Origin of the sequence: Lysinibacillus sp. G4S2 (genome assembly GCF_030348505.1) — a bacterium.
In the GTDB taxonomy this organism is placed as follows: Bacteria; Bacillota; Bacilli; order Bacillales_A; family Planococcaceae; genus Lysinibacillus.
Map to the genome: position 1 here is coordinate 3,382,093 of NZ_JAUCFJ010000002.1, position 24,784 is coordinate 3,406,876.

At 37.1% G+C, this 24,784-nt stretch carries 27 protein-coding genes, 2 pseudogenes and 1 riboswitch; of the genes and pseudogenes, 5 read left to right on the forward strand and 24 right to left on the reverse strand.

The features are described 5' to 3' along the window. Positions 1-18: 18 nt before the first annotated feature. The 7 genes from QUF91_RS17405 to QUF91_RS17435 form a co-directional block, all read right to left on the reverse strand. Positions 19-579, reverse strand: coding sequence for a SpoIIIAH-like family protein (locus tag QUF91_RS17405; protein WP_285400497.1), 561 nt, complete (start codon positions 577-579; stop codon positions 19-21). After that, positions 580-999: a hypothetical protein gene (locus tag QUF91_RS17410; RefSeq protein WP_285400498.1), complete on the reverse strand. Its 420-nt coding sequence runs from the start codon at positions 997-999 to the stop codon at positions 580-582. It lies immediately after the preceding gene. Between the two features lie 62 nt (positions 1,000-1,061). Further along, complete coding sequence (locus tag QUF91_RS17415; RefSeq protein WP_285400499.1) at positions 1,062-1,205, reverse strand: hypothetical protein; 144 nt, start codon at positions 1,203-1,205, stop codon at positions 1,062-1,064. Between the two features lies 1 nt (position 1,206). Then, positions 1,207-2,118: a stage III sporulation protein AE gene (locus QUF91_RS17420; RefSeq protein ID WP_285400500.1), complete on the reverse strand. Its 912-nt coding sequence runs from the start codon at positions 2,116-2,118 to the stop codon at positions 1,207-1,209. Positions 2,119-2,130: 12 nt separating this feature from the next. After that, positions 2,131-2,508 carry a hypothetical protein gene (locus tag QUF91_RS17425; protein WP_285400501.1) on the reverse strand — a complete coding sequence of 126 codons (378 nt, stop codon included), beginning with the start codon at positions 2,506-2,508 and terminating at the stop codon, positions 2,131-2,133. A gap of 5 nt (positions 2,509-2,513) precedes the next feature. After that, positions 2,514-2,723 carry a stage III sporulation protein AC gene (locus QUF91_RS17430; protein WP_285400502.1) on the reverse strand — a complete coding sequence of 70 codons (210 nt, stop codon included), beginning with the start codon at positions 2,721-2,723 and terminating at the stop codon, positions 2,514-2,516. 90 nt (positions 2,724-2,813) lie between these two features. Beyond that, positions 2,814-3,821 carry an NAD(P)H-dependent flavin oxidoreductase gene (locus tag QUF91_RS17435; RefSeq protein WP_285400504.1) on the reverse strand — a complete coding sequence of 336 codons (1,008 nt, stop codon included), beginning with the start codon at positions 3,819-3,821 and terminating at the stop codon, positions 2,814-2,816. Between the two features lie 57 nt (positions 3,822-3,878). On the opposite strand from QUF91_RS17435, the gene QUF91_RS17440 reads away from it, so the two are divergent. Continuing rightward, entirely contained in the window at positions 3,879-4,469 is a 591-nt protein-coding gene (locus tag QUF91_RS17440; protein ID WP_289418775.1) for a hypothetical protein, read from the forward strand. An 18-nt stretch (positions 4,470-4,487) separates the two neighbouring features. On the opposite strand, the gene efp is transcribed toward QUF91_RS17440, so the two are convergent. The 4 genes from efp to QUF91_RS17460 all read right to left on the reverse strand — a co-directional run bounded on the left by efp (position 4,488) and on the right by QUF91_RS17460 (position 7,048). Continuing rightward, positions 4,488-5,045 (reverse strand): elongation factor P, encoded by a 558-nt coding sequence (gene efp, locus QUF91_RS17445; RefSeq protein WP_285400507.1) that lies wholly within the window; start codon positions 5,043-5,045, stop codon positions 4,488-4,490. A 17-nt stretch (positions 5,046-5,062) separates the two neighbouring features. Beyond that, a complete protein-coding gene (locus QUF91_RS17450; protein ID WP_285400508.1) occupies positions 5,063-6,124 on the reverse strand; it encodes a M24 family metallopeptidase in 1,062 nt (353 codons plus the stop codon). Between the two features lie 2 nt (positions 6,125-6,126). Next, entirely contained in the window at positions 6,127-6,561 is a 435-nt protein-coding gene (gene aroQ / locus QUF91_RS17455) for a type II 3-dehydroquinate dehydratase (protein WP_289418777.1), read from the reverse strand. A 61-nt stretch (positions 6,562-6,622) separates the two neighbouring features. Beyond that, the gene (locus QUF91_RS17460) at positions 6,623-7,048 is read right to left on the reverse strand and encodes a hypothetical protein (protein ID WP_289418779.1); all 426 of its coding nucleotides are present in this window, start codon (positions 7,046-7,048) and stop codon (positions 6,623-6,625) included. Positions 7,049-7,211: 163 nt separating this feature from the next. On the opposite strand from QUF91_RS17460, the gene QUF91_RS17465 reads away from it, so the two are divergent. Beyond that, positions 7,212-8,144: a DUF1385 domain-containing protein gene (locus QUF91_RS17465; RefSeq protein WP_285400518.1), complete on the forward strand. Its 933-nt coding sequence runs from the start codon at positions 7,212-7,214 to the stop codon at positions 8,142-8,144. A 206-nt stretch (positions 8,145-8,350) separates the two neighbouring features. Here QUF91_RS17465 and QUF91_RS17470 read toward each other — a convergent pair whose 3' ends face one another. The 8 genes and pseudogenes from QUF91_RS17470 to QUF91_RS17505 form a co-directional block, all read right to left on the reverse strand. Then, positions 8,351-9,082 carry an ABC transporter permease gene (locus QUF91_RS17470; protein WP_289418780.1) on the reverse strand — a complete coding sequence of 244 codons (732 nt, stop codon included), beginning with the start codon at positions 9,080-9,082 and terminating at the stop codon, positions 8,351-8,353. Beyond that, complete coding sequence (locus tag QUF91_RS17475) at positions 9,079-9,804, reverse strand: ABC transporter ATP-binding protein (RefSeq protein WP_285400521.1); 726 nt, start codon at positions 9,802-9,804, stop codon at positions 9,079-9,081. Before QUF91_RS17475 ends, QUF91_RS17470 begins: the two co-directional genes overlap by 4 nt. Further along, positions 9,794-10,261: a DUF3021 domain-containing protein gene (locus tag QUF91_RS17480; RefSeq protein ID WP_289418782.1), complete on the reverse strand. Its 468-nt coding sequence runs from the start codon at positions 10,259-10,261 to the stop codon at positions 9,794-9,796. Before QUF91_RS17480 ends, QUF91_RS17475 begins: the two co-directional genes overlap by 11 nt. Positions 10,262-10,271: 10 nt before the next feature. Then, on the reverse strand, positions 10,272-10,712 hold the full coding sequence (locus tag QUF91_RS17485) for a LytTR family DNA-binding domain-containing protein (protein ID WP_285400524.1): 441 nt from the start codon (positions 10,710-10,712) through the stop codon (positions 10,272-10,274). A 155-nt stretch (positions 10,713-10,867) separates the two neighbouring features. Next, a pseudogene (locus QUF91_RS17490) lies at positions 10,868-12,649 on the reverse strand (vitamin B12-dependent ribonucleotide reductase); the annotation flags it as partial. 77 nt (positions 12,650-12,726) lie between these two features. Further along, complete coding sequence (locus QUF91_RS17495) at positions 12,727-13,578, reverse strand: LAGLIDADG family homing endonuclease (RefSeq protein WP_285400525.1); 852 nt, start codon at positions 13,576-13,578, stop codon at positions 12,727-12,729. Between the two features lie 208 nt (positions 13,579-13,786). Continuing rightward, a pseudogene (locus QUF91_RS17500) lies at positions 13,787-14,575 on the reverse strand (ribonucleotide reductase N-terminal alpha domain-containing protein); the annotation flags it as partial. Between the two features lie 201 nt (positions 14,576-14,776). After that, positions 14,777-15,607, reverse strand: a complete 831-nt coding sequence (locus QUF91_RS17505) for a lipoate--protein ligase family protein (protein WP_349662110.1) — start codon at positions 15,605-15,607, stop codon at positions 14,777-14,779. A gap of 384 nt (positions 15,608-15,991) precedes the next feature. On the opposite strand from QUF91_RS17505, the gene QUF91_RS17510 reads away from it, so the two are divergent. The 3 genes from QUF91_RS17510 (at position 15,992) to QUF91_RS17520 (ending at position 19,292) form a co-directional block, all read left to right on the forward strand. Beyond that, positions 15,992-16,378: a rhodanese-like domain-containing protein gene (locus tag QUF91_RS17510; protein WP_289418785.1), complete on the forward strand. Its 387-nt coding sequence runs from the start codon at positions 15,992-15,994 to the stop codon at positions 16,376-16,378. Positions 16,379-17,127: 749 nt separating this feature from the next. After that, a riboswitch (glycine riboswitch) is annotated at positions 17,128-17,204 on the forward strand. Between the two features lie 161 nt (positions 17,205-17,365). Further along, a complete protein-coding gene (locus QUF91_RS17515) occupies positions 17,366-18,715 on the forward strand; it encodes an amino acid permease (protein ID WP_289418787.1) in 1,350 nt (449 codons plus the stop codon). A 229-nt stretch (positions 18,716-18,944) separates the two neighbouring features. Continuing rightward, on the forward strand, positions 18,945-19,292 hold the full coding sequence (locus tag QUF91_RS17520; RefSeq protein ID WP_289418788.1) for a DUF3221 domain-containing protein: 348 nt from the start codon (positions 18,945-18,947) through the stop codon (positions 19,290-19,292). Between the two features lie 83 nt (positions 19,293-19,375). Here QUF91_RS17520 and QUF91_RS17525 read toward each other — a convergent pair whose 3' ends face one another. From QUF91_RS17525 to QUF91_RS17545, 5 genes are all read right to left on the reverse strand, one after another. Beyond that, positions 19,376-20,371 (reverse strand): Rpn family recombination-promoting nuclease/putative transposase, encoded by a 996-nt coding sequence (locus QUF91_RS17525; protein ID WP_289418790.1) that lies wholly within the window; start codon positions 20,369-20,371, stop codon positions 19,376-19,378. Between the two features lie 369 nt (positions 20,372-20,740). Beyond that, the gene (locus QUF91_RS17530) at positions 20,741-21,712 is read right to left on the reverse strand and encodes a glutaminase (protein ID WP_289418792.1); all 972 of its coding nucleotides are present in this window, start codon (positions 21,710-21,712) and stop codon (positions 20,741-20,743) included. 139 nt (positions 21,713-21,851) lie between these two features. Next, entirely contained in the window at positions 21,852-23,267 is a 1,416-nt protein-coding gene (locus tag QUF91_RS17535) for a M20 family metallopeptidase (RefSeq protein ID WP_289418794.1), read from the reverse strand. 14 nt (positions 23,268-23,281) lie between these two features. Further along, positions 23,282-24,511 (reverse strand): MFS transporter, encoded by a 1,230-nt coding sequence (locus QUF91_RS17540; protein ID WP_289418796.1) that lies wholly within the window; start codon positions 24,509-24,511, stop codon positions 23,282-23,284. A 103-nt stretch (positions 24,512-24,614) separates the two neighbouring features. Then, on the reverse strand, positions 24,615-24,749 hold the full coding sequence (locus tag QUF91_RS17545; RefSeq protein WP_285394470.1) for a hypothetical protein: 135 nt from the start codon (positions 24,747-24,749) through the stop codon (positions 24,615-24,617). Between the last annotated feature and the right edge of the window lie 35 nt (positions 24,750-24,784).

The window sequence follows — 24,784 nt, forward strand, 5'->3', positions numbered from 1 at the left end:
ATCTTTTTCTTTCTCTTTTTAATAGTTATTATTTGCACTGAATTTTACTTGAACGTCATTTGCGCCTTCCATCTCTGTTCTTACCAAATAAATGATTTCATTTGCTTGAGATTTTGATAGCTCCTCCGCCATAACAGTTACGGATACCTTATCGCCATCTGCTTTCACAAATGCATCTGAGTAGCCTAAAGATTTAATAAGCATTTCTAGCATTGCTTCTGCGGATTCTTGTTTAATAAGACCGTCCATCTCATTATATGCCTCATTTTTTTCTTCTGCTGAGTAATCTTGTGAACCGATTTTCTGCTCTAATTGTGAACGAAGCTGGCTTCTTTCATCACTAACTTGCATGCGCATTTCTTCAAATAAATGACTTGGAGAAGATACTTCCTTCGTCTCTCCTTCTTTCGTTGCTTCTTGATCAGTCACACCCGTTACTGCAGTTTGCTGTAATGCATCATCTGTGAAAATAGTTAGTCCATTAAACTGTTTAGCTGGATCAACCAAATAATACACTGAAATAACCGCTACTAGACTTAATAATGTCATAAACCAAACTGTTCTTCTACGTACGCGCATTTACTTTTCCTCCTTATTTTCCATTGGAACGATAATAATTCGATGAATCGGCAATTGCATTACTTGACTAACGACAGCACGAATTTCATTTTTCACAAAGATATCTGATGCTCCTTCTGAAACTATCAACATCCCTGTTACCTCTTTCGTGCCTTGTTCAGTCCCACGAAAATATTGGCTGAATAGCTTATTTTCATCCTTCTCATCAGTCATCTCTCCGTAATAAAAATATACTTTAACCTCCCCAACACCTTGCATAGCCTTAAGTGTCTTCTCAAGTTTTTCTTCATTGGTCATCGGTGAAACTCGATCATTCGTTGTATTCGTTTGATACATTGGTAAAATGATGAAAATTCCCATGGAGGCGGCAATAAGCACTAAGATTATAAATGACGTTGTTTTTTTTTGTTTCTTTTCCACATCACTTGTACATTGCCTCCTTTCATCTTCTCTTTTTCAAGTGTATGTACGCTTGTTTCCTCCTATGAATTGATAAATGGAATCTTTAATAGCAATTGTAAAAATAGTAATGTAATGACAAGCTTTGTGAGTGAAATTATTTCTTTATCTTCTGTTAGAAACACAAATATCTGACAAATAAAGAGCATTGCCAATAAAAGAATCAATTTATCTCCCCCCGGCCATAACTTGTACAAAAACGATGAGGAAAAAACAAGTAAACATAAATGAAAAAGCAATTAGAAACGATACAGCACATAATGTAAATAGAGATTTACTAACATGATCTAGTAGTCTACAAATATCATCAAAGGCCACTGGCTCTAAAATTGCAGCTAACAATTTCAAAGAATACGCACTGACAACAAGCTGAACTGTTGGTATGAATGCCACTGTAATTACCGCTATAAACGCAGAAATACTACCAATAGAGGAAGTAAATTGCGTCATATGCTGGAACATCGAAAAACTATCCACGATAAAGGAACCAACAACCGGAATATTTTCCTCTATTAATTTCTTCACAGGCTCTGAAACAGCTGCGCTGACACTAAATGCCGCAACACCACTCGCCGACATTAAAATAATGTAACAAATAACAGATGAAGAGACGATACTCATAATGGTAAAACGAATTAATTCGGCAATTCTCGTAAACGAAATTTCTTTGACAATAACACTGCAAACATCAAAAACAATGGCAAAAAGCACTCCTGGAATAAGCCACTTACTACTAATAATCGTTAAGACTTGTACAAAGAAAAGTAAAAAAGGCTGCCAAGAAGCAATTGCTGTAATACTGCTTGATAAAAGAAAGCTTGAAGTAAGAATGGGATAAAATGCAGTGAATATGTGGGCAAGTCCCTGTGCTATTTCGTCAATTAATGTAAATGAATTCACAACGACAGGTCCTATTGTTGCGATCACAATAAGAAAAAAAAGTATTCTTGTCCCTTTTTCAAAGTCTGGTAACATCAGATTGACAATCAAAAAAATGATGACGTAGCCACATAAAATAAGTGTCATCTTCAGCAATAGAAAAAATGGATCAATTAAAAACGAAAGTATTTGCTCTAGCAATGTCTTCGCCCCTTAGTTTAGCCGTTGTAAAATGGCCGACACCTCCTGTAAAACAGCCAAAAATTCTTTAAACCAATACACTAAAATGACAATCTTGACCCCATCATAGACAATATTCCCGAGTACTTTATAGTTTTGTTCTACAAGTAACATAGACACCCATTGCCCTATATAAAAAAGGCTAGCACTTACCACAATGGCTTTCGCATAAGGCAAAAAAGCTAGCGTCTCAAGTAATTGCTTGATGAATGGCAATAGGAGTGTCGAGAAGAACATACCAAACAGCAAAAACGAAAACATCACACTAATTAGCGCATGGAGTGGCTGTATGACTTCTTTTATAAGCATTAATAAAAGCAGCATGACAACAGCTACGATGACAATTTCCATTTACACTACCCGGAAGAGGTCAACCATTGAAAGAATGTAAGGATTTCGCTGAAAAATAGACGCAAAAATCGCAGTAATTCCGCTGTCATATATAAATAGGCAATGAAAAAAAGGAAAAAGGAAAATTCTTTTTTTCCTGTTTGATCAAAGAAAACATGAAGAAGCGCAACTACTAGTCCCACTCCAGCGACCCTTAATACGTCTTGTAATTCCATTCATACGCCCCCTCGTGTACAGCAATATATGTCGCTAGCCAAAAAAAAAGACCTCCATACATATGTATAGAGATCTAAGATATTTATGAATTAAAGTAATTTTTCCACAATGCTTTTCACAGAGCCTGTTTGTTTCACTAAATAGCTATTTTCGCCCATCCACATTGATAAATATTCGGCATTTCCTTGTTTTGCACTTTCTTTACGAATATTTGTCGTTAAATCATTTTGCAATGGATATGGTGCTACAACAGCATCCTTCATACGTTCCGTAAAAGCATTCTCTAAGCCTCTTGCTGGTTTACCCGAAAACGCATGAGTAATGGTCGTCTGCTGTGCTTTTGATTGAAGCACGGCATTTTTATAGAGTGGAGTAATTTCACACTCATCAGCCACTAATAAAGCTGTACCAATTTGAACTGCCTGTGCACCCATTGCTAGTGCTTTTTCGACAGCTTCTTTTGTTACAATACCTCCAGCCGCAATAATTGGAATAGAAATTTGTCCTACTACTTGCTGCAGTAAATCGTGCAAATGGATTAATTGCATTGGTTCAGTGAAGGAACCACGATGACCACCAGCCTCACCACCCTGAATCACAACAGCATGCATGCCCGCTTGTTCTACACGTTTCGCTTCCTCTAATGTAGTAGCTGTGCCGATAACATAAACGTCATTGTCCTTTAAGCGATGAATGACATCTGCTGAAGGAATACCAAATGTAAAGGAACAAATAGCTACATTTTCATCAAGAACAGCTTGTACTTGTCCTTCAAATACTTCTTTGGACATAACACTTTGCACAGGTGAAAGTCCTAGTTCGTCGTAAAACGGTTGTAAAGCCATTCGAGCCTTCTGAAGAACGTCGATATCAATACGTGGCTCTTCCTGTACAAATAAGTTAACTGCAAACGGTTTGTTCGTTAGCTGTTTAACTTGCTGAATAAAGCTTTTCGTTTGCTCTCCATCTAAATAGCCCGCTCCAATCGAGCCTAAAATACCTGCCTCTGCGCAGGCAGCAACAAATTTTGGCGATGTTACACCAGCCATTGGCGCTTGAATCATTGGGGTTGGTATTTCAAAAGTTTTTTGTAGCATAGCATTCACTCCTTACTTTTATTGTAAACGTTTCTTCCATATATGACCATAAGATATATGATAAAATCTTCTCTTCATGACTTTGTATCTATCACTCTGGAAGTTCTATCCGTCTGTCCGACGATTCCATCCGTCGCTTTGCCTTCCATCCATCTGCTCGACGTTTCTATCCGTCGCTTTCGCTTTTCTTTCCGTCTAGTCGACGTTTCTATCCGTCGCTTTGCCTTCCATCCGTCTGCCCGACGTTTCTATCCGTCGCTTTCGCTTTTCTTTCCGTCTGGTCGACATTTCTATCCGTCGCTTTCGCTTTTCTATCCGTCTGCTCGACAATTCTATCCGTCGCTTTGCCTTCCATTCGTCTGCCCGACGTTTCTATCCATCACTTCGGCTCTTCTATCCGTCGCTTTGGCTCTTCTTTCCGTCTACCCGACGTTTCCATCCGTCGCTTTGGCTTCTTTCCGTCTGCTCGACGGTTCTATCCGTCGCTTTGGCTTTTCTATCCGTCTGCCCGACGTTTCTATCCGTCGCTTTGACTCTTCTATCCGTCTACTCGACGGTTCTATCCATCGCTTCCGCTCTTCTATCTGTCTGTTGGTCATTAACCTTTATATGTATAAAAAAACCTACCCTTTTGTTAGAAAAGAGTAGGCTCATTGTTTTTATTCATTACGCACGAGAAACGTAAGAAGCTTCTTCTGTATTGATGATTAATTTGTCACCTTGGTTTACGAAGAATGGCACTTGTACAATTAGACCTGTTTCAAGAGTTGCAGGTTTTGTACCACCAGAAGCTGTATCACCTTTAATACCAGGCTCTGTTTCTGTTACTTCTAGCGTAACAGTGTTTGGTAATTCAATACCTAGCATTTCACTTTGGTATGATTGGATATGAACTTCCATGTTTTCTTTTAAGAATTTTAATTCATATTCAATTGCAGCTGAAGCAAGTTCAGTTTGCTCATATGATTCTAAATCCATGAAAACATGCTCGTCACCTTGTGCATAAAGGTATTGCATTTTACGGTTATCGATTTGTGCTTTTTCAACTTTCTCACCTGCACGGAAAGTTTTTTCATTTACTGAACCGTTACGTAAGTTACGCAATTTAGAACGTACGAATGCAGCACCTTTACCTGGTTTAACGTGTTGGAAATCTAACACGCGATATAATTGGCCATCAACAATAATTGTTAGACCTGTACGGAAATCGTTTACTGAAATCATTTGTGTTCCTCCAAAGTTTATAAAATAATGAGTTCTTTTGACGAATGCGTTAGTAGTTCATTACCTGTCTCTGTGATTAAAATATCGTCCTCGATACGTACTCCACCGATTCCTGGTAAATAAACTCCTGGTTCAATCGTTACGGCCATACCTGGCTCTAGTACCGTTTCTGAACGCATCGATAAGCCAGGACCTTCATGTACTTCAAGACCAATTCCGTGTCCTAATGAATGACCAAATGCCTCGCCATAGCCTTTTTCTTTTAAGTAGTCACGTGCAATCGCATCTGCTTGAATCCCTGTTAATCCAGGACCAACTTTTTCAAGTGCTAGAAGCTGGGAAGCAAGTACTGCGTTGTAAATATCCACTAATTTTTCAGAAGGTTCGCCAACTGCCACAGTACGTGTAATATCCGAGATATAGCCATTGTAAAGTGCTCCAAAGTCTAATGTGACAAAGTCGCCTGTTTCAATCACTTTATTCGTAGCAACACCATGTGGTAGCGCTGAGCGAAGACCAGACGCAACAATTGTATCAAATGAGGACTGGGTTGCTCCTTGTTTACGCATGAAAAATTCTAATTCATTCGAAACTTCAAGCTCTGTTTTACCTGGCTTGATGAAGTCTAAAATATGTGTAAATGCGTGATCAGCAATTTCACACGCAACCTTAATAATATTAATCTCTTGTTGCGTCTTAATCAAGCGAATTTTTTCAATTAGCCCAGAAATCGGTACTAAATCAGCTTGAATTTTATTTTTATATAGCTCATATGTGCCATAGCTAACAGTATCTCTCTCAAAACCCAATAATTTGATACCCATGTTATTTACTTGCGTTGCAATTTCTTCAATGATTGTTGCCTCGTGCTTTACAATTCGGAAGTCCTGTACTTGCGCAGCAGCTTGCTCTGTATATCGAAAATCCGTAATAAACACAGCATCATTTTGAGACACGATCGCAACGCCCGCTGTCCCTGTAAAACCAGTCATATAGCGACGATTGTATCCGTTCGTAATTAAAATGCCATCAATGTTTTGTTCTTGAAGTGCCTTACGTAGCTTTTGCAATTTCAACATAATCAATTCTCCCTCTCAATAAATGTGCGTAGTGCCAGTTCATAGCCTTTCGTACCTAGTCCACAGATTTGACCAAGGCATGCCGGAGCGAGATAGGAATGATGACGGAAAGCCTCACGTTTATGGATATTTGAAATATGTACTTCTATAACCGGCACTGAAATTCCTGCAATTGCGTCATGTAACGCTATGCTTGTATGGGTATATGCACCGGGATTAAAGATAATACCATCATATTTTTCGTCTTCTGCTTCATGCACCCAATCAACAAGTACTCCTTCATGATTAGATTGACGAAACTCGACAGTGGCACCTAAAGACGCCGCAAGATTCTGAACATTTTTTTTCACATCTTCTAACGTCTCAGAACCGTAAATATGTGGCTCTCGTTTACCTAGTCGATTTAAGTTAGGTCCATTCAAACATAATAACTTCACGCATATTCGCCTCTTTCTATGTACTTGCCATTTATTTTATCATACAAGGCGCATACAGCAACTAATTTCCTTTTTGTGCTGTATGCTCTCTGTAATGAAAATTCGCCGTTTCAAGCAAGAAACGTAATAGACAAATAACAATGACAATGAAAGGAATCGATAGTTTTTTAAAAGAAGAAGATTGTAAAGGCAAATCAAGAACAATCCATTCTAATGTGATGGACAAAAAAAGACCGAGCAAAAAAGAAGATAGCACAGCTGGGATAATATAGACATATCTCAACGTAATATATAATAAAAATCCAATAAGAAATAAGACGAAGATGAGAAAACTCCATTGAAATAGTTTTGAGCTACCTTCGAATAAATCCCACTTTTTATAAAAACCAATTGGATTCCATTTAATAAGATGAAAATATTGAAGACCCTTTAAACATAATGCTAAAACAAGTGCATTGACGAGTGATGTTATACTAGCTATTTTCAAGCAAAATCCTCCTATCACGAGTTAATTTTCTGACGTTAATCATTTCCTAAATTGTACGATTAGTGTAGCCATATAGAAATTTTACTATGCGTAACTCTAGAGGTTTTTCACTAAATTTAGTACAATGGTACAGTTGAAATAAATAAAGAGAGTGGTGTTAGCCTTGAGCAATTCACCTGTTTACGGGGGACAAGCACAATTAGAGGGTGTAATGTTCGGAGGAAAGGAACATACGATTACAGCCATTCGCCGTAACGATGATTCCATTGATTATTATCATTATAAAAAGGTTCAAAAGCCTATCTTACAAAAGCTAAAAAAAATCCCATTGATTCGAGGCGTTGTCGCACTGATTGAATCAGCTGGTTTAGGCTCTCGTCATATGCAATTTTCAGGAGATCGTTACGACATTACACCTGGAGAGGAAGAGGAGAATACAACAGAAGGTTCGAAACTTCAAATGATGTTAGGAGTTGCAGTTGTAGGTATTCTTTCCTTTTTATTTGGTAAATTTGCCTTTACATTAATTCCAGTATTTATTGCGGATTTTTTCTCTAGTTGGATAGAGAGTAAGACCGGTCAAATTTTACTTGAGAGTGGTATTAAGCTACTTTTATTACTAACCTATTTATATTTTATATCTTTAACACCTATTATTAAACGAGTATTCCAATATCATGGTGCAGAACATAAGGTTATAAATTGCTATGAGGCAGGAATGGAAATAACCGTGAAAAATGTACAAGCACAATCACGCTTACACTATCGATGCGGTAGTAGTTTTATGCTGTTCACTGTCTTTGTCGGCATGTTTTTATATTTCTTCGTGCCAACTGATCCACTATGGTTACGTCTTTTGGACCGTATTTTATTAATCCCAGTTGTTCTTGGTGTATCTTTTGAAGTACTTCAAGCGACAAATGCGTGTCGTAATATCCCTGTGTTACGATTCCTTGGCTATCCAGGTTTATGGCTACAATTACTGACAACACGTGAACCGAAAGATGACCAAGTGGAAGTAGCCATCGCATCTTTCAATATGCTGCTCCAAGTTGAGCAACAACCAGAAATCGCAGCTACTTTGAATCATGATTAACAATTATGCCGCGACCAAAATCGAAAAGAAGTAAAGGGACAAGTCCAACTGATGTATCATCTGTTTGGACCTGTCCCTTTTTAAGTTTAGAAAGAGGATTTTTTAATGGGTGTACAAATATTATTTGCTGTTTCATCACATTTATTCCTCTTTCTTGTGAATATATTTATGATGCCATGCCACATTAAATATGGATATGGCTAATTTCAATACTGGCCTCGCATCTTTCGTTGAAATAAAAAGGTGGCAATAACAAAAATAACAGTCGTATAACCTAAAACGATAGAGAGTGGTATGAAAACATCAGAATAAGCTCCACTTAGTGCTGCACGCGCTGCATGAACAGCATGGACAAACGGCAAAAATTGTGCAATAGATTGAAAAGTACCACCTACCATGTCAGGCTCAAACCACGTACCGCTAAACCATGTTGACAAGTTAACAAATATCGCAAAGATGCCCCCTACCTGCTTATCTGTAAAAATTGTTCCAAATAATAAACCTACCCCTATATACAATAAAGAAATTATAATAAGTACGCCTACCATTATTAGGACAGATATATTGAATGACAAACCTAAAAATAGAGCGGTAAACAAACAAAAAATAATTTGTAATAATGCAATTGGTAGCAACGGTAGGACATAACCTACAATATAATTACCCGCTGACATAGGAGAAGCAAAAATTCGCATTAAAAAGGATGTGCTTTTATCCTTACCTAGTAACATTCCAGAAAAAAGAGTAAGAAACGAAAAACTAAAAACAATAACACCGGGTGTTAGATTACTAATTTCAAATAATGCAAACGGCATATTTTTTTGCATGACTGAAAATAAGCCCATCATTAGAATTGGTAAGCCCATGCCAAAAATTAGTGTTAGTGGATCACGTATTATTTCCTTATGATTTCTTGTCGCAAATACACTTGCCTTCAAAGTGACTCCTCCTCTGTAAGCTCTAAAAACACTTCTTCTAAAGACTGTTTTTTTGTTTCATGCATTAATTGCTGGATTGTACCAAGAGCACGTAATTTCCCTCGATGCATTATAGCTACACGATCTGCAAGCATCTCTACCTCTTCTAAATAGTGAGTTGTTAAAACAATCGTTACCTCACTTTTTAACTGGCTCAGTATTTTCCATAAATCACGACGTGCACGTACATCCATTCCTAATGTTGGTTCATCTAGAAAAAGTATTTTAGGATTAGACATCATAGCCATCGCAACACTTAATCGACGCATATAACCGCCTGATAACGTTTTTGCTTTATTAGACTGTCGAGGAGTCAAGCCAAACAAAATCATCTGTGCATTCGCTCGTTCTTTTGCCTCTGTTTTTGAGCAACCATAAATCTGACCCATAAATAGCAAATTTTCTAATACGGTTAAATTAGGTGCAACAGCCGTTTCCTGCGGAGAAATATTTATTTTCTTTTTAGCAGCGACCTGGTGATGAACAATACTTTCCCCATCCAAAATGGCATCTCCATCTGTTGGTGTTAAAAGTCCACAAAGCATTTTAATCGTGGTCGTCTTGCCAGCTGCATTTTGACCGAGAAGTGCAAAAAACTCCCCCTTTTTTATACTTAAAGATAACTGATCCACTACCACAATTTCCTTATAACGCTTCGTTAAGCCCTTTATTTCAATTGTCATGAAAGTCACCTCTCTCTATTAGCATGGCATTAATCTGCTCAATATCGCGCTTTGAAAGCTTATATTGCAATAACCATGTCACGACATACGTTCCAAAGAAACTTGCGAGTACAGAAATAATATTGGTCATCGTTTTCGGCATCCATAAAATCATGACAATTGGTATCCATATAATGGCCGTTACAAAAAAGTGCACAATATATTGCTTCAACATACCCCATCTAGCAATTTCAAAAAATAGTGCAGCTAAGGCAAATGTGAGCCCGATCAAACCAGTCAACAACACTTGAGTCATAATTGCGATTGATTCACCTGTAAATAACGCTCGAAATTCAGGGACTACCCAAACGTAGCTTTCTTGTGCTATCCCAAGCGAGATAAAAAATTGCACAACTTGTCCAAGTATCGCACCAATGATAAATCCACCTAAAATCCGAATTAATAAGTCTTTTCGCACATCTTTCACCTCATATCCCTAATTGCTTCTTAATTTTTGCTACATAACGCCTTGACGCGTATGTTTTAATCCCACCTTTAAGCTCAACACCGATTGTCCCTGTTCTGCTAATATCCATATGTTTAATCATGTTGCGATTAACAATTTCGGCATTTGAAATACGTACAAACATCTGTGTATTTAGCTTTTCTTCAAGCTCATACAAGCGAAGTCGTACCGTGTAAATACCAACCACCGTTTGAACGAAAACCTTCTTTTGTTCCGTATAAATGCGCACAATGTCCCCACAGTTAATAAACTCGACACCTCTATCTGAGAAAACCGATAATGTATTGAGATCAGAGGAAACGATACTCTGCATGAGATACTCTATTTCATCGGTCATCTTATCTGTGTGAATAATCACTTTTGGCTCTTTGCATGTCGGGTCAATCGACAATTCTACCTTCATATCATCACAGTCCTTTCATTCGACTTCACTATAAAATTTTCAACTAATTATGTAAATGGATTTTGGACGACTGGTCGTTTACATGGGATAAGTGGTTTGGAAATTAAAAAAGTGCCTATCCGTCTTTATGACGAGATAGACACATTTTCATTATTTTATAGGCCACATTTTAACTGCGCAGCACAGTTTGTACATGTATTACAGCCACCAATTTCTTCAACAGTTCCTTTACGGCATACTGGGCAAGTATTACCTACATCTGAACCTATTACTGTTGTCGATTCTAAAGCTTGAATCGTATCTACTAACACAACAGGACGTTTTGTTGGCTCTTCTACTAATTCTTCTTCAAATGATAGTTGATCCATATCATTTTCTTCAGCTTTCAATGTAAGTACTTGTGAATCACGGCTACCATCTACATAAACCGTACCACCTTTAGCGCCACCGTTATATAAGCGCTCGTACACTTTTTCAACTTGTTGTACTGTATAACCTTTTGGTGCATTTACAGTTTTTGAAATGGATGAATCGATCCATTTTTGGATGATACATTGTACATCCGCGTGTGCCTCTGGTTTTAACTCCATCGCTGTAACGAACCATTCAGGAAGGTCATTTTCATTTACTTCCGGATGACGTTCTAAAAATTCTTGAACGATTTCTGCTTTTACTTCAATGAATTTACCTAATCGACCAGAACGGTAATATGTGAATGAGAAATATGGCTCAAGACCAGTTGCTACGCCGACCATCGTACCTGTAGAACCAGTTGGAGCTACTGTCAGTAAATGCGAGTTACGGATACCTGTTGCTAAAATTTGCTCCTTAATGTGAGCAGGCATTTTTTGCATAAAGCCTGTTTCAGTAAATGCTTTACGTAAACGTGCAGTCTCTTCCTCTGTTGCTCCCACTAGGAACGGGAAGCTGCCACGCTCTTTTCCAAGCTCTGTTGAAGCCTCATACGCAGTCTCAGCAATCGTTTTAAAGATTTCATCAACTAACTCATTACCTGCTTCAGAACCATATTCTTTCTCACAATAAATAAGTAAATCTGCTAGACCCATTACGCCTAAGCCAACACGACGCTCACCAAGAGCTTGTACACGGTTTTCTTCTAAGAAGTATGGTGTAGCATCAATAACATTATCTTGCATACGAACACCAACACGAACTGTTTCACGTAGTGCTTCGTAATCAACTGTTTGATTTTCTTTATTTGCAAACTGTGCTAAATTCACAGCTGCTAAGTTACACACAGAATATGGTGCAAGTGGTTGTTCCCCACATGGATTTGTCGCTACAACACTTTGACCATAAGCTTTTGCGTTTGTCATGTCATTAGCGTTGTCGATGAAGAAAATACCTGGCTCTGCAGAGTACGTTGCACAAACGTTGATTAAATTCCATAATTCCTTCGCTTTAATCGTGCGGTATGTGCGTACTTTATAGCCCATTTTCTCCCATTCGCGCACATCGCCAACTTTATGCCACTCACTGTTGTAAATAGTCATTTCTTCTTTTGTATATTCTTCAACAGCTGGGAAACGAAGCTCGAATTCAGCGTCATTTTCAACTGCTTCCATAAATTCTTTTGTTAATGTTACAGAAATATTGGCACCAGTTAAAAACTCTGGATTGTGAACAGTGTAAGTACCACCATCACGTAGTTTGTTTTCCGCTTCACGAATAATTGCCGTATCAAAACCGCCTAAGCCTTCGATACTTTTATAGTTAACAATACCTTGATACATAGCTTCCTCTTGAGATGAAAGAGGCTTAAAGTTTAACTTTTCTTTTGCTAGACGAATAATTGATTCATCTGTTGTATTTTCGATTAGGTATCGCAAAATACGTGGATTTTGCATTTTCGAAATAATAAATTCCACGATATCAGGATGCCAATCTGCCAGCATAATCATTTGTGCCCCACGCTTTTTGTTACAAAAAAAGTATTTTGAAATACTTTTCCGATGTGGTCATTTCTGCCACATTCTTATGCTTTCACATAAGATCAGACTATATCATCAAAGAAGGATTTGATTTTTTCATATTTTCTATTGAGTCGTATGGAACCATGTTCGTATAACTTACTAACAATCTTTAACACATCATCTTTTCGATTAATGCATAAGTCAACGCATCCTTGTTTTGGGTAAACTTTATGGACTGTTAAAGCTAGTTGTTGATTATGCAAAAATCGAAGCAAAGATAAAAGCATTTGGCGATTACCCGTAAAACCTATTCTCCCACGCTTGGAGAAATGACCATCTGCATCAAAAAAACCTCTTAAATAGGTCCATTGCAAATCCTCATTTTTAAAATCAATCCAACTTTCAAAGCCTGTTTTTCGAGGTTTAATTCCCAACCTCATTAAATCATTGCACATTTCTGTTGAATTAATGATTAAAGAGTATTTGTTTTGTTCATTTGGTGCACCGCGTGGACGGAATTTAATCGCTTCTTGCATAGACAATTCTTTTGCGATATCTTCAAGCAATTGCCGGTCCTGCTCAGCAAGTGATAAAACAAGACGTTTCGATTTACCACGGTCATATATAGTACCATCACCTGTAATATAACCTACTAAATACGCCTTATTTGCTGAATCGATATTTTTAAAGTAGTTTTCATCATAATGATACTTCTTATTTTTCAGCTTTCCCGCTTGACCAGGCTCTCTCGCTTTAAAAAGCTCTAGCTCTTTATTCCATCTAAAGATTGTTCCTCTACCTATGTTAAGTGTTTTTGCAATATCAACTTGGCTCATTCCATTTTCATGCAACTCAATAATTCTTTTAATCAATCGTTCTTTGTCTCGCGCCTCGTAAGGACGTCTCTGTACATTACGATTTACTTCTTCCATGCTCCCACCTCCGATGTGGTCCAAAGTTTAGGAAGGTTCAATAGTCGTTGAACGTTCAACTACGTTTCCATAGATGCTTCGCTGCTGATTGCCCAATCTTTTCTTTTTTCAAGCATTCACGCCTAACTTCACAGTTTACGTTGTAGCAAGAAAAGCTCTAAGGGTGTTCCAGCAATTCACGAGATTTTAATCCCGCCGTTTTCGGTTAACGGGATCCACCTTGTTCGACAAGATGAGTCAGCTTCGCAATATCATCTAACCATGATACAGAACCAGATGATTTACCATTCACTCCACGTGCTAAAGTGTTACGTGGACGCAATGTTGAACCATTTGTCCCTACACCACCACCGCGGCTCATAATTTCCATTACTTGCTTACGGTGATCACTTATTCCTTCACGTGAATCTGCTACAAATGGCATTACGTAACAGTTGAAGAAAGTTACATCTGTTTCAGAACCAGCTCCGTAAATAACTCGTCCAGCTGGAATGAATTTCAATGATACTAGCTGCTCATAAAACTTCTCAAACCATTCTTGGCGTTTCTCTGGTGTTTTTTCAACAGCAGCAAGCCCTGTTGCATTTCGTTTTGCAATTTGTTCATAAAAAATTTCAAGAGGCTTTTCTAGCACGTCAATCGAACGCGTAATCACACCCGTTTCTTGCTCTTTCGGATCATCCAAAACACTACGATAATCTTCCTCAATCAAAATATCTGCTGTTTTTGTAGACATGTCAAGCTTTTGGATTGTCCCTAAACCACGCGCAGGGAATTTTGGATCTGCCTTCACTGTTAATACGACGAAATCACCGGCTTTTAACGTTTTCTTCTCCGTATCCTTAAACGAGTAGCGATCGATCATCACCAGTCTTGATACACCTTTATGCGTAATATGCATATCAGGTGTTACAGGATGAACCTGTGAAAATTGTTCAATATCTTTGTTTAACTGTTCAAATTTGTTTACTTCGGGTTGATGATTTGTGAGTACCATCGTTTTGCCTCCCTTTTTTCTGCATTACATAATAAATACACAATATCATGTGTCGCGAAACACTACATATTGTGTAATACTTTCTAAAAAAGATACTATATATAGTTTTTTAATTCAACTCTTGCAATTTCGAATAGAATCCGTAATGCTCGTCCTCACAAGGTTTGAACGATAAAAAAAATATTTTTCTTATACCATTTTTTATTTTTTGAAGTTCCAATCATCACATGCATATTTTTTCTCTTCAAGTGCATGCACATATTCTAATTGCTCCTCAGAAAGTGTAAATGGTTTTAAATCAATTTGCAACGATTTTGCAAAACCATCTCTAAAAGCAGTCACACATTGTTCAATAGTCACTGGTTCTTTAACAAGATTATTGATAGCAACCGCTTTCTCTGGCATCTTTCTACGCATACGTGCCTTCGCCTCTTCACTTGAAAAATTGAAGACAGATAATAATTTTTCTTGATCTAAATCAAGTAAAATAGCTCCGTGCTGTAAAATAACACCTTTTTGACGAGTTTGTGCACTACCCGCTACTTTTTTACCTTCTACGACAAGTTCATACCAGCTTGGCGCATCAAAGCAAACTGCACTTTTAGGTTTCTTTAAGTCCGCTCTTTGTTCTTCTGTATTAGGCACACTAAAATAAGCATCCATACCTAAATTATGAAAACCTTGCAATATCCCTTCACTTAACACTCTATACGCCTCTGTCACTGATTCAGGCATATCTGGATAGCTTTCTGAAACAATGACACTATATGTCAATTCATGTTCATGTAAAACGGCTCTACCACCTGTTGGACGACGCACAAAGCCTAGCCCTTGTTCTCGCACCGCTTCTAGATTGATGTCTCTTTTTGCTTGTTGAAAATAGCCAATCGAAAGAGTTGCTGGCTCCCACTCATAAAAACGAATAACCGGTGGAATTAAACCTTCACTGTGCCAATCAAGTAATGCTTCATCTAATGCCATATTAAAAGAAGGACTACATTTCCCTGAATTTAGAAAATACCAAGTTGTCATATATTCATCTCCTACAAATAATCAATTATGCATCGGGTCCGGATTCAGCTTTGTGCTTGCACAAAGAACTCCTTTCCGAATTCGTGATATCCACCAGAGGCTTTAACTTGTTTTAGCGGATTTTGGACACCCGCTGAAATAAGTTAAATATAACTTTTGTGAAAGTGTACAAATATCAAAATTTTAACACTTTACGTTTAGTTTTATCCTTTAATGAAGTAATCATCCACTCCAAAAATGTAGTGGAATGATTTTGTGACCTTTCACTAATAACATCCAATAGATTAATTCTAGCCACAATCTAATTAATTTTATCAAACTCATTGGACTATCGCTAGCGCATCTTTTATAATAATAAAGAAGATAGAAAGGGGTAAGAAAATTTTGGACATACTTATCACACTCGGTATAATGTTAGTAGTCGTAATTGCATATATCGGCATTAATTCTATGCGACTCAAAAAAGCCGTAACTAACCTAACACAAGAACAATTTATTGAAGGCTATCGTAAAGCACAACTTATCGACGTACGTGAGCAAAAAGAATTTGAAGCTGGTCACATTCTTGGTGCACGTAATGTTCCTTCAACTGCACTACGTCAACGTTACAAAGAAATTCGCCCAGATTTACCAGTATATTTATACTGTCAAAATACAGGCCGTAGCTCACGAGCTGCTTTATATCTTAAAAAGCGTGGCTACAACCAAATTTACCAACTTCAAGGCGGCTTCCGTACTTGGACAGGTAAAATAAAGTCCAAAAAACAATAATGAAACAAAATAGATAAGACATTAGCGACTTATATAAATAAATTCACTCTTTGAAACTAAGTAAATTTATATATATTTACCTATATCGCTTTGTTTTACACAAAAAAGAACCATCTCAAATGACTATGAGATGGTTTCTTTTTTCGCAAAAAATTCTGAGTTTCTACTATATTATATTTATTGTGCAACGTCTAACAAGTTTTTTCATGCTAAATCGTGCATTGGACAAAATAAGGAAAAGCCACGCGAGGCAATATTCTGCTCGTTTTCATTGGGGATTCTTTAGTCTATGAAGCGGCTGGACAAAGTGAGGAAAACATTCAGCCAGAACGAAAATCAACCTTACGTCATGGTGACAGCCTCACTTTATACTAAATATTAAACATAATCCACAGATTACTTTGAGGATTTATCGAAACAAAATCGCTCTTTATCGAAACTATTTGAACTTTTATCGAAACAAAATCTCATTTTATCGAAACTTTTTGGGCTTTTATCGAAAAACAAGCTCTTTCTATCAAAGAAATCAACCACACGTTATGGTGAAGGGCCCATATTAACATATGTCTAAAAATACTATTTTTCGTTAACTATTTAGCTAGACAAACCTTAATCTTCTTTTTTTCAGAAAATAGCTAAAATTTAACCTTGAATAATTATGTAAGCACTGATAGGATGTATAATATCTTAAAATAATGTCATCAAGACAATACAATACAAGCTATGAATGCTATGGATCACACTATAGCAGGAGCAGTTCTGGAGAGAACGCATTTTGCGTCGCCGAAGGGTTCACTATCTCAGGCAAAAGGACAGAGGAGTAATATCAACTTTCATCATGAAAGCTATACCACATGAATGTTTATTTTTTCACATCCAACATTCGCAATTGGTATTTGTTATTCTGACGTTTACGAGACTAGTGTCAATACTAGTCTCTTTTTATTTTCCAGTCATAATTTTTATGCATCTTTGAGGAGGATTAACGTGGAACAACATCAATTAAAACGTGAATTAAAAAATCGTCATGTGCAGCTCATTGCTATTGGCGGAACAATCGGTACCGGTTTATTTTTAGGTTCAGGTAAAGCGATTGCTTTAGCAGGACCTTCCATCATCTTAGCCTATTTAATCGTCGGAACTGCCCTATTTTTTGTGATGCGCGCATTAGGTGAACTATTATTATCGAATGCAGGCTATACATCATTTACTGATTTTGCATCAGAATACATAGGTCCTTGGGCAGGTTACGTCACTGGCTGGACATACTGGTTCTGCTGGATCATGACCGCTATGGCAGATATTATTGCTGTCGGTGTTTATGCACAATATTGGTTTGATATACCTCAATGGGTACCGGCAATCGGTTGTTTAGTACTGTTATTAATATTGAATTTATTAACTGTAAAACTATTTGGTGAGCTAGAATTTTGGTTTGCCCTTATAAAGGTCATCACAATTGTTGCGCTGATCGTTATTGGACTAATCATGTTATTTACAGGCTTTCAAACAAGTTCTGGCACAGTTTCAGTTGAAAATCTTTGGGCACATGGCGGAATTTTCCCGAATGGTCTATACGGCTTCCTAATGGCCTTCCAAATGGTTGTTTTCGCATTTGTTGGTGTCGAATTAGTAGGTGTTTCTGCTGCAGAAACGACAGATCCTCAAAAAAATATTCCTTCTGCCATTAATAAAATTCCATTACGTATTTTATTATTTTACGTAGGAGCATTATTTGTTATTTTATGCATTAATCCTTGGTATGAAATGTCTGCCTCAAGCAGTCCATTTGTACAAGTGTTTACGCTAGCTGGCATCCCAATTGCTGCAGGTATCATTAATTTTGTCGTTCTCACATCTGCTGCTTCAGCGGGTAATAGTGGTTTATTCTCTACAAGCCGAATGCTTTATAATCTCGGAAACAATAAGCAAGCTTCGCCATCATTTGCCAAGCTCAATAAAAACAGTGTACCAAGTAACGCACTTGTTATTTCAGCAATAGTTGTATCAGCAGGAGCATTACTAAGTAAACTAATGCCTGAAACCGCCTTTAGTGTTGTTACAACGATAAGTGCTATTTGCTTTATTTGGGTGTGGAGTATTATATTAATCTCTCATATTATTTATAAACGTAGAAATCGTACGCTTCATGAAGCATCGATTTTCAAAGCACCTTTTACTCCGTTCGTGAACTATTTAGTACTTGCCTTTTTCGTATTTCTATTAGTAGTGATGTTCATTTCAGAGGAAACACGCACGGCATTACTGTTAACACCAATTTGGTTTATCATACTAATGATAATTTATAAAATGAAAAGAAAGAAACCAATACGTTAAGATGAATTTCGCCTTGGCGCAATTGTAGCTACCGCTTTGCATTCGCAACAAAAAACATTTGCTGCATGAAGATGAATTGTCCTGGATAGTGTCACTTGAAAGAAAGTGAAGCTATTCAGGGCTTTTTATTCCCAATTAACGATATAATAAATATATTGATTTTAAATCAGGAGGGAGTTTTATTAAAAATAAAATTGCTATTTCTATTTCCCTATTGTTGACGGCTATCTTGATTGTATTATTAATGTTGGTTAATAATATCAACAACAATAATACAGACATTAGATTAGTAGAAGGATTTGTCTTAACAAAACAAGATAATAAAGGGTTACAAATTTTAATTAGCGAAAATTCACCAGAAAAACAGGAGAATATAGACGCTGATACGATAAATGAATTAGCCACTAAAGATGACACGATGATGTGGGTTCCGGTGGACAAATCTATCTACAATCAAATTCATTTAGGAGATAAACTAATTATTGAATATGATGGGTTTTTATTTGAATCATTGCCATCTATTATAGGGAATGTAATTTCTTTAAAAATTGTAACTGAAAATAAAAAGAAACAATAAAAAAGCTACCTGTTCAAGCATCAGGTAGCTATCTTTATTGTGAAAAGTGAATAGACAAAATATTTAGCCATACTTTATATGTGTTAATCTTGCGGTAAATCTAGATCCTTTATTCTTTCAATTTCTTCTCTCGATAAGCCTACTAAATCCATTATTTCTTCAACCGTTTCATGTCGTTTCAGCAATTTTTTCACTAACTCTATTTGCTCTTGTTTACGCCCTTGCTCTATCCCTTGCTCTAGTCCTTCTTTTATTCCCTCTGTTTTTCCTTGTTCTCTTCCCTTATTGATTCCATCAATGTAGCGGGCTTCTTCATCTAGGATATACTTTAAGCGAGACTGATAAGCAAGAATTGTTTCAGGGGATTGACTAATTTCTTCCCATGTATCAAATGCTGCGCGTAAGTTTTCATCCTCCATCGCTAACTCCTCCAATTCACGATATATCTCTGCATATACTTTCTTATTACGACCATCGACCATACCAAGTAATAACAACCATCGAATTAATAGGTCCTCAAGAGCATTCAACTTTCCTTCATACCAAAGCGAAATAAACTTGTTTATCTCTATAAAGTGAATTTCCATCACATCTTCTTCTGGCATTAGTCTTGATAATGTTGTGTCTTCATATAGATGAAAAGTATTGTGATAATTTTTGTTGTCTTTAAACATTGTGAAATTGCAAATATTGATCGTGATTGTTGGGCGTAACTCACTATAGCCCATCCCTCGAACTAGCTGTGACTCATACATTTTTGCCCAATAATATAGCGTTCTCTTTGTCATATCATGCTGATTAGATAGTTGAATTTCCACATTGATGAAGTCACCATTTTGTGTTTTCACAAGAATATCTAGTCGGGATTGTTTATCGTCCTGATATTCACCGCCCAATTCATGTTTAAGGAATGTTACTTCTTTAATAGTGTCTCGTCCTGTAAGTTTAAGTACCGCATTCAAAAAAACAACTGTAATTTTTTTATTCTTTTCATTTCCGAACATTTGCTTGAAGGCAAAATCAACCTTCAAGTCAAAAAGCTTTTCTAACGGAATTCTTCGTATCGCTTTTCGATTCATCAGGCATCACCTCTTTTTTATTACTATCATTATAGCATGGGCTTACTATTAGACCACTATAAAACATCAACAACGAATTATGTTATTCACAAAATCTTAAATAGGAATAAATAGCTCAATGTATGGATGACTGTAATAATTCCAGGCTTTAGCCAACGTTTCTTAGAACAATTTTGATGGTAATATTCAAATACTTGAGCAACTAATTGACTTAACTCCTGCAATTTTCGATCCTGAAAGAACACATTTCGAAGCTCTTCTGAAATCGTAGTTGACCTTTTATTTATTTTTTTATGCAACGCTAGTGAATATCCTTAACAACAAAAAAGATGACTTCGGACAAACTGAAGTCATCTATATTTTACTTGTTTAAAAAATAGTCATATTCCACTCGGTAGCGATATGCTTTAGTAAATTCACTCCCGCTACACTGTTCCCGATGGTATCAATGGCTGGTCCATAAATGCCAATACCGCAGCCAGCAGGAAATGGTGAATCTAAGCCTGCATGACTTGGTACAGCCACCAAAATCGCACCAGAAACACCACTTTTAGCGGGTAACCCGATAAATGCAGCAAATTTACCTGAAGCATTATACATACCGCAAGTAACCATTAATGCCTTCGCTAATTTTGCCACTTGTTTTGGAAAGAGTTGTGTTTTTAATAGAGGATGATAGCCATCATTGGCGATGACTAAACCAATCATCGCTAAATCCGAAACATTGACTTCAATAGCACATTGTTTCAAATAAACCTCCAATGCCTCCTCTACAGGACAATCTAAAAAGCCAGAATCCATTAAATAGTACGCTAATGATCGATTACGATTAGCTGTTTGCCATTCAGATTGAAAAACCTCTTCATTTACCCTTATTTTTTTACCAACGATTTGTTCTAAAAAATTTAGGATTTTTGAAACCTTCTCTTGTGGTGAATTTCCGTCAAGCATAGAGGATACTGTAATCGCTCCTGCATTAATCATTGGATTAAAAGGTTTTCCAGGCTGATGACTTTCAAGACGAATGATTGAGTTGAAGGTATCCCCTGTCGGTTCAACATCTACTCGCTCTAAAACATAGGGTAATCCCCGTTCCATACACGCTAAAATAAATGTAACAACTTTTGAAACACTTTGCAGAGTAAACAGTTCAGCTGTCTCTCCTGCTTTGATTTCGTCACTATCAGGTCCGATTATCGAAATAGCTAATTGATTTGGATCTTTTTCTGATAAAGCAGGAATATAGCTTGCACATTTTCCCTCTTTCGCATACGGACGAAACTGTTTCACCCATTCTGCTACCATGTGATTATTATTATGATTGATTTGTTCTTTCGGCATTTTGTGATCTCCTTTCAAAAAACGGCACCTTACGCCATAGTTACTCATTAAGTGCACTTTACTAAGAAAAAGACTTAATAGTATGTAAAAACAGAGCCTCCATAGTGTACCCTATGAAGACTCTATTTGGAATAACATTTTAAAGTTTTGGAGGCATAGTACCTTCTGGAATGAGCGAAACATATGTCTCTCCATCCAGACGATCCTTCCATTCTTTTTTAGCTTCTTCAATAAGTACCGGATTATCAATTAAATCAACAGCAGTACAAGCCATTATTTTTGCAGCCTGTAGCATCCCTTTATGAGCTATTGGCATGACACCCTGTGATACAACCTGCCAAGTATGAAGTGGTGTACCTAATGCCATACACACAGTTGTACATTGGACAGTCGGGACATTCCAACTTACATCTCCAACATCAGTTGATCCACCCATTACAAATTCAGGTAGGATATTAGGGATGTGATTAGCGATAACTTTATCTTTTAACTGCATAACATCTTCTCTAGCTAAACCAACTAACGACGACGCTTGGACTTCCGGCGTAAATGTATTATAAATAGCCTGTGCATGATGCTCATCTTCTATTGTATAAGCTGGCATACCGATTTCAAGTATTTGTTTTTGCATCGTATCGTAAAGCGTTTTATTTGGAATAAGATTTGACGCTGCTCCCTCAAAATCGATTTCTAAAGATGTTCCAGTCATCAACGTTGCGCCTTTAGCAATATTTTCAACACGTTGATAAATCTCTTGGACTTGATGTTTTTTTGGCGCTCTTACTAAGTAAGTCACCTCTGCATAAGGCTGTACAACATTTGGAGACGTTCCTCCTGCATTTGTAATCGCATAATGCACGCGCGCCTCTGGAATGATATGTTCACGTAAATAGTTTACCCCAACATTCATAAGTTCAACTGCATCTAATGCACTTCTGCCTAGATGTGGTGCCGCTGCAGCATGTGCACTTTTCCCCATGAATTTAAAAGTAGCTGCATAGTTTGCTAGAGAGCTACAAGTCATAACAGTTGTAAAAGTACCTGGATGCCAAGATATCGCAATATCTACATCACCGAATATACCAGCCTTCGCCATATAAGCTTTCCCTGAACCATTCTCCTCTGCTGGACAGCCGTAGAAACGAATCGTAGCTGATTGATTATTTTGTTCTAAATAATCTTTCACCGCAACCGCAGCAGTAAGCGCTCCTGTCCCCAATAAGTTATGCCCACAACCATGACCACTGCCTTCGTACTCTAGAGGCTCATAATGAGTAGCCCCACCTTTTTGACTCAAGCCTGGGAGTGCATCATACTCACCAAGAAAAGCAATAACTGGTTTTCCTGAACCATATGTTCCAACTAGTGCTGTATCAAGTCCCGAAATTCCAATTTCTGTTAAAAAACCTTCTTTTTCTAAAGCTGCCTTCATATACTGAACAGATTTTTTCTCTTGAAAATGTAGTTCTGGCACTGCCCAAATTGCATCACTTAATGCAATGCTTACATCTCTTTTAGCTTCAATTAATGAAGAAATTTTTTCATAAAAATTCATTTTTATACCTCCACTTACTCTAATGTTGAATTCAACAACGTTCCTTTTTGATCATTTAACGTTAATAGTGCAATAATACAAATAACCGCAAATCCAATTAACATCCAAAAAGCTGCATCAAAGGATCCATTAAACGCATCTACCATAAAGCCAATTGCCATCGGTGTTACAAATCCTGCTAATTGACCACCTGTATTAGCAATCCCCATTGCTGAACCCGTAATAGAAGATGGTAATTTCTTCAACACAATAGCAGGTAACATTGTAATGACAAATGCAATAAATAAAGTAACAACCGTTTGGTACCCGATAAACATTGTTACGGATTCCGCTGTAAACATTAAATACAATAAAATACCGATAACTCCACATGAAATCGAACCTAAAATTTTGTCCATTCCTCGTGGTAACTTATCAATGATATAACCACTACCATAGACACCAATAATAGTAGTGATGGCCGGAATTGTTTGTGCCCAACCAATCGACATTAAATCGAGTCCACGATTTTTTTGAAGATACGTTGGGATCCATGAAACTAATCCCCAGTTCACAGCATAGATACAGAAATAAGCAATCATTAAATTCCACATAAGTGGTGTTTTAAATAGTTCCTTAAAGTTAACTTTAGTAGAGCCGTTTTCTTTACTATTTTCCACAACTTCATCTTGCGGAAGTTTAATATATTTCCAATATAAAAATGCAATAATAGCACCGATTGCACCAATGATAATAAACATCGTGCGCCAGCCAATCGTTCCTAACAAATAAGCTGCAAGTAACGGTACGATTAATGACACAATACCTCCAGAGGAAAGCATGATTGACATTGCTCGCCCTCTTTCTTCCCTCGGGAAAATCGTCGCTATAATTTTAGAGCTAGATGGTTGGAACCCACCTTCTCCAATACCAAATAAAAATCGAATGACAATCATCGCAACTAAAGACCAAGCTAGAGCTGTTAAACCTGTGAAAATTGACCACATAATTACCGAAAAAAGTAAGATTTTTTTAGCACCATATTTATCAGCAAGCCATCCACCAGGTATTTGCATAATCGCATAGCCTAAAAAGAAAGCGCTTAAAATAATACCTGTAGAAGATGCATCTAATTGCAAATCACCTGTAATCGCTACAACCGCATAGTTCATAATGTATCGATCTAAATTACCTAACGACCAACCTAAAAATAATAATGCCAAGATTAAATTTCTGGATTTTCTTGTTACTCCATTCGATGTCATGAACACCCCTCCTATGTTTCTGGACTATAGTTACGTTGCTATGATATTAAAAGACAAAAATATATCTTGCAATTCAGATAACTACTTCTGTTATTCTTGCCTTTTAAGGCTCTTCACCAAAACGTGTAGTTGATTTCCGTTCGGACTGGGCGCTTTTCTGGGGGCGTCGAGCCTTCACTACAATCAACTTATATACAAAGCAAATGTCATCGACAACTTTTTGATGAGCCCATTTCAAGCAACTCTTATTACTGTTAATCCATCTCTCCCTAT